This window comes from Streptomyces sp. NPDC040622 (assembly GCF_055593965.1).
Genome location: NZ_JBVIXD010000034.1, coordinates 1 through 10,485, shown reverse-complemented (window position 1 = coordinate 10,485; position 10,485 = coordinate 1). Strand labels below are relative to the sequence as shown.

Genomic DNA, 10,485 nt, shown 5'->3' with positions numbered 1-10,485 from the left:
GTGGTACCGCGGTCTGGTCAGGTTCCGTTGTTCTCCACGGTGACGGGTGGGTTGATCGATACGGCTGTGATGGATGCGGAGTACTGGTTCACCAATCTGCGTCAGACCGTCCGTTTCGATGCGGCTTTGCAGGGGCTGTTGGAGGCGGGGCATCGCACGTTTGTGGAGTCGAGTCCGCACCCGGTGTTGGTGGGTGCGGTGTCTCAGGCGGCTGAGGGTGGTGGGGTCCCGGGTGTGGCTGCGGTGGGGACCTTGCGGCGTGGTGAGGGTGGTCCGGCTCGGTTGTTGCGGAGTCTGGCCGAGGTGTTTGTGGCCGGGGTTGATGTGGACTGGTCGCCGTGGCTGGCGGGCGGCGCGCTCGTGGACCTGCCGACGTATGCCTTCCAGCGGCGTCGTCACTGGCTGCCTGCGGGTAAGTCCGTGGTGGATGCGGCCGGGCTCGGGCTGCGGTCCGCCGGGCACCCCCTGCTCGGCGCCACCGTCCGGATGGCCGGTGGCGACGAGGTTGTTCTCACCGGACGGCTGTCGCGGGCCACTCACCCGTGGCTCGACGATCACGGCGTGTTCGGAACCGTCCTGCTCCCGGGTACCGCGTTCATCGAGATGGCTCTGCGCGCCGCCGACGAGGCGGGCTGCGCTGTCATCGACGAGCTGACGCTGGAGCGGCCGCTGGTGCTGTCGGAGGACATCCCGGTGGCGGTGCAGGTGTCGGTGGGCGCGCCGGACGACGACGGGCGCCGGGCGGTCTCCGTGTACTCCCAGGTCCAGGACGCGGACGCCGATGTGGTCGGCGGAGCGGAGTGGGTGCGGCACGCCGTCGGCGTACTCGCGGACGCGGGTCCCGTCGCGTCGGACGAGCGGCTGGAGGGCGTGTGGCCGCCGGCCGGCGCCGAGCGGGTGGACGTCTCGGACGCCTACGAGACGCTGGCCGGGCTTGGCTACGGCTACGGGCCCGTCTTCCAGGGCCTGCGCGCGCTGTGGCGGGACGGCGACGAATTCTTCGCCGACGTCCGGCTGCCGGTGGACGCCGAGGAGTTCGGGATCCATCCGGCACTGCTCGACGCGGCGCTGCATCCGCTGCCCTCGGGCGACCTGTGGGTGCCGTTCTCGTGGAGCGGGGTGCGGCTGCACTCGGTCGGGGCGTCCGCGCTGCGGGTGCGGCTGTCGCGTGCGGGCGACGGTGCGGTGCGGCTGGAGGCGTTCGACGGTGCGGGTCTGCCGGTCGTGTCGGTGGACGAGCTGCGGCTGCAGAAGATGTCGCAGGAGCAGCTGGGTGCGGCCGTGGCCGGTGACCCGCTGTTCGAGGTGCGGTGGGTGGACGTGCCGGGCGGGACCGAGGCTTCCGCCGGTTCTCCCGGCGGTGTTCCCTCTGATGTCGTCGTCGCTCACGTCGAGCCGGGCGGGGACGTCCGTACGAGCGTGGCCGGCGTGCTGGGGACGGTCCAGGACTTCCTCGCCGCGTCGGGTGACGACGAGGGACCCCGGCTCGTCGTCGTCACCCGGGGCGGGATCGCGGACCGGCCCGACCCGGCCACGGCGGCCGTGTGGGGTCTGCTGCGCTCGGCACAGACCGAGCACCCCGGGCGGATCGTGGTCGTCGACGCGCCCGCCGATACAACAGATGCCGATACACATGCCGATACAGACGCCGATACAGGAAATGATGCAGACGCCGCCGGGCCCGCCGGCGTCGATGCGCAGTCGGTGGTCGTCGCCGCCCTGGCCGCCGGAGAGCCGCAACTGTCCCTGCGTGACGGCAGGTTGACGGCACCCCGGCTGGTCGCGGCCGGCACCGACCCCGCGACGCCGGCACCGGAGTGGAACCCGGACGGCACGGTCCTGATCACAGGAGCGAGCGGCACTCTGGGGCAACTCCTCGCCCGCCATGCCGTGTCCGCGTACGGCATGCGGCACCTGCTGCTCGTCAGCCGCCGTGGCGCCGAAGGCTCCGAGGAGCTGGCCGCCGAACTGGCCGAGGCCGGGGCGACCGTGACCTTCGCGGCTTGTGACGTGGCGGACCGGGAGGGTCTGGCGGCGGCGTTGGCGTCGGTGCCGGACGGGCATCCGTTGACCGCGGTGATTCATGCCGCGGGTGTGCTGGACGACGGTGTCGTCACCGCGCTCAGTCCGGAGCGGGTCGACACCGTGATGCGCCCGAAGGCCGACGGAGCCCGCCTCCTTGATGAGCTCACGCGGGACGCCGATCTCGCCGCGTTCGTACTGTTCTCGTCCGCCGCCGGTGTGATGGGTACGGCGGGGCAGGGCAACTACGCCGCCGCCAACGCCTACTTGGACGCACTGGCCCACGCCCGCCGTGCCGAAGGCCTGACGGCGACGTCGCTGGCCTGGGGTCTGTGGGCCGGCGACAGTGCGATGACCGCGCACCTCGACGACGCCGACATCGCCCGGCTCACCCGGGGCGGACTCGCCCCGATGTCCCCCGCACAGGGGCTCGCCCTCTTCGACGCGGCCCTCGCCGCCGACCGGGCCGCCCTGTTCCCCGCCCGCCTCGATCTGCCCGCGCTGCGCAACCAGGCGGCCCAGGACCGGCTGCCCGCCGTGTTCAAGGCACTGGTCCGTGCTCCCGCGCGTCGCGCTGCGGCCGCCGTCGGCGCCGGGCAGTCCTCGTCCTGGGTCGCCGACATGGCGGCGTTGGAGGAGGGTGAGCGGGCGGAGGCGTTGCTCGAACTGGTGCGTGGCCAGGTGGGGTTGGTGCTGGGTCTGGGTTCGGGTTCGTCGTTGGAGGCGGACCGTGCTTTCCGTGATCTGGGCTTCGATTCGTTGACGGGTCTGGAGTTGAGGCAGCGGTTGCAGGCGGTGACGGGGCTGCGGTTGCCGTCGACGCTGGTGTTCGACTATCCGACGCCGACCGCGTTGGTGGGGTATCTCCAGGAGGAGGTCGGGGGTTCGGATCCGGGGCCGTTGGTGCCGGTCGTGGTCGCGGCGGTCTCGGACGACGATCCGATCGTGATCGTGGGTATGGCGTGCCGTTTCCCGGGTGGGATCCGTTCGCCGCAGGAGTTGTGGCAGGCGACCCTCGACGGCGTCGACGCCATCACCGACTTCCCCGACGACCGCGGCTGGGACATCGCCGACCTCTACGACCCAGACCCCGACCGGGCGGGCAAGACGTACACCCGGCGCGGTGGCTTCCTGCACGACGCCGCCGTGTTCGAGGCCGAGTTCTTCGGGATCAGTCCGCGTGAGGCGGCGGCGATGGACCCGCAGCAGCGGCTCCTCCTGGAGACCGCGTGGGAGGCACTGGAGCGGACGGGCATCGACCCGGACTCCCTGCGCGGCAGCAGGACCGGCGTCTTCACCGGACTGATGCCCATGGAGTACGGGCCGCCGCTGCACGAGCCGGTCGAGGGCATGGACGGCTTCCGCATGCTGGGCAGCGCGTCCAGTGTGGCGTCCGGCCGCATCTCCTACCAACTGGGCCTTGAGGGCCCGGCGATGACGATCGACACGGCGTGCTCCTCGTCGCTCGTGGCCCTGCACCTGGCGGTGCAGGCGTTGCGCAACGGTGAGTGCTCGCTCGCTCTGGCGGGTGGTGTGACGGTGATGTCGACGCCGACGACGTTCGTGGAGTTCTCCCGGCAGCGCGCCATGTCGGTCGACGGCCGCTGCAAGGCCTTCTCCGACGATGCCGACGGCGCGGGCTGGGCCGAGGGTGTCGGGCTGCTCGTGGTCGAGCGACTCTCCGAGGCGCAGCGCCACGGGCATCAAGTCCTCGCCGTCGTACGGGGTTCCGCGGTGAACCAGGACGGCGGGAGCAACGGCCTGACGGCCCCGAACGGGCCGTCGCAGCAGCGCGTCATCCGTGACGCGCTGGCCAGTGCGCGGCTGACGTCCGCGGACGTGGACGTGGTCGAGGCGCACGGCACGGGTACGTCGTTGGGCGACCCGATCGAGGCGCAGGCGCTGCTCGCCACGTACGGTCAAGGGCGGGACGCGGAGCGGCCGTTGTGGCTCGGCTCCATCAAGTCGAACATCGGCCACACGCAGGCCGCCGCCGGTGTCGCGGGCATCATCAAGATGGTGCAGGCGATGCGCAACGGCGTCATGCCGCGCACCCTGCACGCCGACACCCCCTCCCGGCACGTCGACTGGGAGTCCGGTGCCGTCAGCGTGCTGTCGGCCGACCAGGAGTGGCCGGAGCTGGAGCGGCCGCGCCGCTCGGCCGTGTCGTCCTTCGGTATCAGCGGTACGAACGCCCACGTGATCCTGGAAGCCGCCCCCGCGGACGCCGAACCCGACGCCGCTCCCGACACCGAGCCGGCGCCGGAAGCGCCGATGATCCCCTGGACCCTGTCGGCCAGGACCGCCGACGGGCTGCGCAGGCAGGCGGCGCGGCTCCTCGACCGGGTCACCGGTGACCCCGGCCTCGACCCACGCGACGTCGGCCACACCCTGGCCACCGGCCGGGCGCTGATGGACCACAGGGCCGTCGCCCTGGGTGCCGGACGTGACGGCCTGACCGAGGCGCTGGCCGCCCTCGCCCGAGGCGAAGAGAGCCCCGCCGCCGTCGCGGGCGCCGTGCCGGCCGTCGGAGCGGGCGGGCTCGCCCTGGTCTTCTCCGGGCAGGGCTCACAGCGGGCCGGCATGGGCAAGGAGCTGTACGAGCGGTACCCGGTCTACGCCGAGGCCTTCGACGCCGTGTGCGCCGCGGTCGACGCCCACCTCGACGGATACGCCGAACACCCCCTGCGTGACGTGGTGTTCGCCGACGAAGAATCGCCGCTCGCCGCGCTGCTGCAACAGAGCATGTACACCCAGACCGGCCTGTTCGCCGTCGAGGTCGGCCTGTTCGAACTGCTCAGGGATTGGGGAGTCACCCCCGGACACGTCATGGGCCACTCCCTCGGCGAGATCACCGCGGCCTACGCGGCGGACGTCCTCTCGCTGTCCGACGCGTGCGCCCTCGTCGCGGCGCGCGGCCGCCTGATGCAGGCCCTGCCGACGGGCGGGGTGATGGTGGCCGTCGCAGCCGACGAGGAGGAGACCCGGGCGTACATCGAAGGGGCGGGCCTGATGGACGCCGTCGGAATCGCCGCCGTCAACGGCCCCCGGGCCGTCGTCGTCTCGGGCGACGAGGCCGCCGCGCTCGCCGTGGCCGACCACTTCAGGGCGGCCGGACACCGCGTGCACCGCCTCGCGGTCTCGCACGCCTTCCACTCGCACCGCATGGACGCCATGCTCGACGAGTTCGCCGAGGCACTGGCGGGGCTGTCCTTCAACGCGCCGCGGATCCCCGTGATCTCGAACGTCACCGGCGGTCCCGTCGACGCCGAGCGCCTGTGCTCCCCCCGGTACTGGGTGGAGCACGTCCGGCGCGCCGTGCGCTTCGCCGACGGCGTGCGCAGCCTCGCCGACCAGGGCGTCCGCGCCTTCCTCGAGGTCGGCGCCGACGCCGCGGTGACGCCGATGGCGCACGCCACGCTCGACGAGTGCCTCGGCGACGACGGCTACGTCGCCGTGGCGACCCTCAAGCCCGGCCAGGACGAGGCGCTGGCCCTCACCCGGGCCCTCGCCGAGACGTTCGTGGCCGGCACCCCGGTGCCGTGGCACCGGCTGCTGACCGGCGGCCGCCGCACCGACCTGCCCGGCTACCCGTTCGCGGGACAGCGCTACTGGCAGGACGCCGCCGCGTCGACCGCGGGGATCCGCGCCGCCGGCCTCACCGGCACCCGGCACCCGCTGCTCGGCGCCGCCGTGCACCTGCCCGACGGGCAGACGGTGCTGACCGGCCGCATCCTGCCCGGCGCCCACCCCTGGCTCGCCGACCACGCGATCGGCGGCACCGTACTGCTGCCCGGCACCGCCTTCCTCGACCTGGCCCTGCACGCGGGCGCCGAGACGGGCTGCCCCGCCGTCGAGGAACTGACACTGCAGAGCCCGTTGGTGCTGCCCGTCGACACCGCCGTCTACCTCCAGGTCGTCGTCGGCGCCCCCGACCCGGCGGGCCGCCGCACGGTCGCCGTGCACTCCTCGTCCGCTCCGGCGTCGGGCACCGAGCCGCAGCTCCTGCACGCGACGGGCACCCTGGCCGACGCGCCCGCGCACCCGGGGGAGGCGGGGAGCCTGCCGCCCGCCGACGCCGAGCCGGTACCCGTCGACGGCCTCTATGGCGACCTGGCCGCGCGCGGCTACGGCTACGGGCCCGTCTTCCAGGGGCTGCGCGCCGCCTGGCGCACGGCCGACGCCCTCTACGCCGAGGCCGAACTCCCCACGCAGACCGGCACGTTCGGCATCCACCCCGCGCTGCTCGACGCGGCCCTGCACGCCGTCACCCTCGGCGTGCCGGCCCTGTCCGGCGCCGACGGGCCGAGGCCGCTGCTCCCGTTCTCCTGGACGGGCGTGACCCTGCACGCGTCGGGTGCCGGCGCGGTACGGGTCCGGCTCACCGCCGCGGCCGACGGCGCCGTGTCCCTGACCGCCGTCGACACCGCGGGGCAGCCCGTCGTCACCGTGGACGCGCTGCTGCTGCGGCCCATGGCAGCGGCGGCGGCACCCGGCGCGGACGGCGGACTCCACCTGCGCTGGCGCCCGGTGACCGTCCCGGACTCCGCCCGGTCGCACACGCCCGGGGTCACCGTCGTGGAGGTCGGTCCCGGCGGTGACGTGCACGCCCGCCTCGCCGACGTGCTCGCCCGCGTGCAGCGCTTCCTCGCCGACGCGGGCGACGGTGACGACCGGCTCGCCGTGGTCACCCGGGGCGGCATGACGCACCGCCCGGACCCGGTCACCGCCGCCGTCTGGGGGCTGCTCCGCGCGGCCCGGGCCGAGTACCCGGGACGCCTGTTGCTCGTCGACATCGACGGCGGAGGTGACGTCGACGGCGAAGGTGACGGTGGTGCCGGTACCGGCACCGGAGCCCGCCGAGATGACGCCGTCGCCGCGGCCGTCGCCACCGGCGAACCCGAAGTGGCCTGGCGCGACGGCCGGGCGTACGTGCCCCGGCTCGGCCGCACCGCGCCCGATCTGCTCCCGCTGCCGGACGGTGCGTCCTCGTGGCGGCTGGAGATCACCGGAGAAGGTGGGCCCGGCGATGACGAGCCCGGCCGCCCCGCCCTCGTACCGGCCCCCGAGGAGCCGCTCGGTCCGCGGGAGATCCGGGTGAGCGTACGGGCCGCGGCCCTCGACCCCGCCGACCTTGCGCAGCAGGAGCAGGAGCAGGAGCAGGAGCAGGAGACGCAGGGGCGGAAGCAGGGCCGGTCTCCGGGCGTCGAAGGCGCCGGTGTCGTGACCGAGCTCGGCACGGCGGTCACCGGTCTCGCCGTGGGCGACCGCGTGTGGGGCGTCTTCCCCTCGGGCGGCGCTCTCGCCCGGACCGCGGTCACCGACGACCGGGCCGTCGTCGCGCTGCCGTCGGCCCTGACGTTCGCCGAGGCCGCGGCGTCGGCCACGGTGTTCCTCGCCGCCTGGCACGCCCTCGTGGACGAGGGCCGACTTCGGTCGGGGGAGCGGGTGCTGGTCCACGCGGCCACCGGGCCCGTCGGCCTCGCCGCGGTCCAGGTCGCCCGGCACCTGGGTGCCGAGGTGTTCGCCACCGCGCCCCTCGACGCCCACGACGCGCTGCGCGGCCTCGGCCTCGACGACGCGCACCTGGCCGGGCCCGCGCCCGGTGACATCGCGCGGCGCGTGCCGACCGGCCTCGACCTCGTACTGGACGCGCACCGCGGTGCGGGCGGGGAGGCGTCGGCCGCCCTGCTGCTCGGCGCCGACGGCCGGTTCGTGACCGCCGACGCGCGTGCCGTCACCGGCGCGCGGGACGCGGCACGACGGCACGCGGTCCTCGCGGAACTCTCCGGCCTGTTCGCCGCGGGGGCGCTGCGCGCGCTGCCGGTCACGGCCCACGACATACGGTCGGCGGCCACGGTGGTCCGCGACCTGACCGGCGGCGACGGAACGGCCACCACCGACGGGAGCGGCGACGGAACGGCCACCACCGACCGGGACGGCGACGGTGCCCGCACCGTCCTGACCGTGCCCCGTCCCCTCGACCCCGAGGGCACCGTCGTCCTCACCGGCGCGAGCGGTACCCTCGGGCAGCTCGTCCTGCGCCGTCTGGTCGCCGAACACGGTGTGCGGCACGTCCTGTTGCTCAGCCGCAGCGGTGCCGACGCGCCCGCGGACCTCCCGGACGACGGCGTCCGGATCCGGTCCGTGGCCTGCGACGTCGCCGACCGCGAACAGCTCGCGGCGGCGCTCGCCGACATCCCGGCGGAGCACCCGCTGACCGCCGTGGTGCACACCGCGGGCGTCCTCGACGACGGCGTCCTCGCGGCCCTCACGCCGGAGCGGCTCGCCACCGTGCTGCGGCCCAAGGCGGACGCGGTGCGGGCCCTGCACGAGCTGACCGCCGACGCGGACCTCGCGGCCTTCGTGGTGTTCTCCTCCGTCGCCGGGGTCCTCGGGTCGGCCGGCCAGGCCAACTACGCGGCGGCCAACGCCTACGTGGACGCCTTCGCCGTCCGCAGGCACGCGTCCGGCGTCCCGGCGGTCTCCGTCGCCTGGGGCATGTGGACGCGGGCCAGCGCGATGACGGCAGGCCTGGGCGCCGCCGACCTGGGCCGCATCGCCCGTACCGGGCTGCTGCCCACCAGCACCGAGGACGGCCTCGCCGCCTTCGACCTGGCGCTCACCTCGGCCACGCCCCGCCTCGTCCCGGTACGCGTCGACACCGCCGCGCTCCGGACGGCGGACCCCGTACCGCCGCTGCTGCGTGACCTGGCACCCGCCAGGAACCGGCGGACCGCGGCGAGCGCCCCCGCGGCGCCCGCCGAGAGCCTGGAGAGCAGACTGCGCGGCCTCCCGGCCGAACAGCGCCAGGCCCTCCTGCTCGACCTCGTCCTGACGGACGTCGCGCAGGTGCTCGGGCACGGCGACGCGCGCGGCATCTCCGCCGACGGGGCGTTCCGCGACCTCGGCTTCGACTCCCTGACCGCCGTGGAACTCCGCAACAAGATCAGCAACCGGACCGGCGTGAAGCTGTCCGCGACCGCGGTGTTCGACCACCCGAGCCCGCGCGCCCTGGTCGACCACCTCGCCACCCGGCTCACCCCGGCCCCGGCCCCGGCCCCGTCTCCGGAGTCGGCCGCCGAACAGCCCGGCTACGAAGGGATCATGGCCGACCTCGCCCGGATCGGCACCAGGCTGAACGGGCTGCGGCTCAACGGCGTGCAGCGTGCCGCCCTGGCCGAGACCGTCCGCTGCCTGACCGAACCCCCGGCACACGCACACCCCGTGCCGGCCGACGACGAGCCGACGCCGTCCGGACTGGAGTCCGCCACGGCGGCCGAGGTCCTCGACTTCGTCACCAACAGCCTCGGCATCTCCATCACCGGCGACACAACGCCCGCCATCGACCAGAGTTGAGAGTGAGTTCATGCCCACCGAAGACGAACTGCTCCAATACCTCAAGGCGGTCTCGCAGGAACTGCACGCCACGCGCGGGCGGTTGCAGACCCTGGAGGACCGTCGCAGCGAACCCGTGGCGATCGTCGGGATGAGCTGCCGGCTGCCCGGCGGGGTGTCCTCGCCGGACCACCTGTGGGACGTGGTCCTCAAGGGCGAGGACATGATCGGCGGGTTCCCCGCCGACCGGGGCTGGGACATCGACGCCCTCTACGACCCGGAGCCGGGACACCCCGGCAAGACCTACACACGCTCCGGCGGATTCCTGCACGACGCGGCGGACTTCGACCCGGCCTTCTTCGGCATCACGCCCCGCGAGGCACACGGGATGGACCCGCAGCACCGCCTCATGCTGGAGGCGTCCTGGCAGGCCCTGGAGAGCGCGGGCATCAACCCGCAGACCCTCAAGGAGACCGCCACCGGCGTCTTCGCCGGGTCCTTCCACCACGACTACGACCCCGGCGGCGGCAGCGTCGGCAGCCTCGTGTCGGGACGCGTCTCCTACGCGCTCGGCCTGCAGGGCCCCGCCGTCACCGTCGACACGGCGTGCTCCTCCTCGCTCGTGGCCCTGCACCAGGCCGTGCAGTCGCTGCGCGAGGGCGAGTGCACCCTCGCCCTCGCGGGTGGTGTGACGGTGCTGTCCACCCCGGGCGTCTTCGTCGAGTTCTCCCGTCAGCGCGGGCTCGCCGCCGACGGCCGCTGCAAGTCCTACGCCACCGCCGCCGACGGCACGGGATGGGGCGAGGGCGTGGCCGTCCTCGCCCTGGAACGACTCTCCGACGCGGAGCGCAACGGCCACCGCGTCCTGGCGGTCGTACGGGGCAGCGCGGTCAACCAGGACGGAGCGTCCAACGGCCAGACCGCCCCCAACGGCCCCGCCCAGCAGCGCGTGATCCAGGACGCCCTGGCCGCCGCACAGCTGACGTCCGCGGACGTCGACGTCGTCGAGGGCCACGGCACGGGCACCACCCTCGGCGACCCGATCGAGGCGCAGGCGCTGCTCGCCACGTACGGTCAAGGGCGGGACGCGGAGCGGCCGTTGTGGCTCGGTTCCGTGAAGTCGAA

Annotated in this window: 2 protein-coding genes; both read left to right on the top strand. The window is 74.2% G+C overall.

The features are described from left to right. Positions 1–9,381 (top strand): SDR family NAD(P)-dependent oxidoreductase, encoded by a 9,381-nt coding sequence (locus ACZ592_RS40270; RefSeq protein ID WP_471586750.1) that lies wholly within the window; start codon positions 1–3, stop codon positions 9,379–9,381. A 28-nt stretch (positions 9,382–9,409) separates the two neighbouring features. Beyond that, positions 9,410–10,485 (top strand): beta-ketoacyl synthase N-terminal-like domain-containing protein (locus ACZ592_RS40265; protein WP_471586751.1); only part of this gene is annotated, 1,076 nt, incomplete at its 3' end.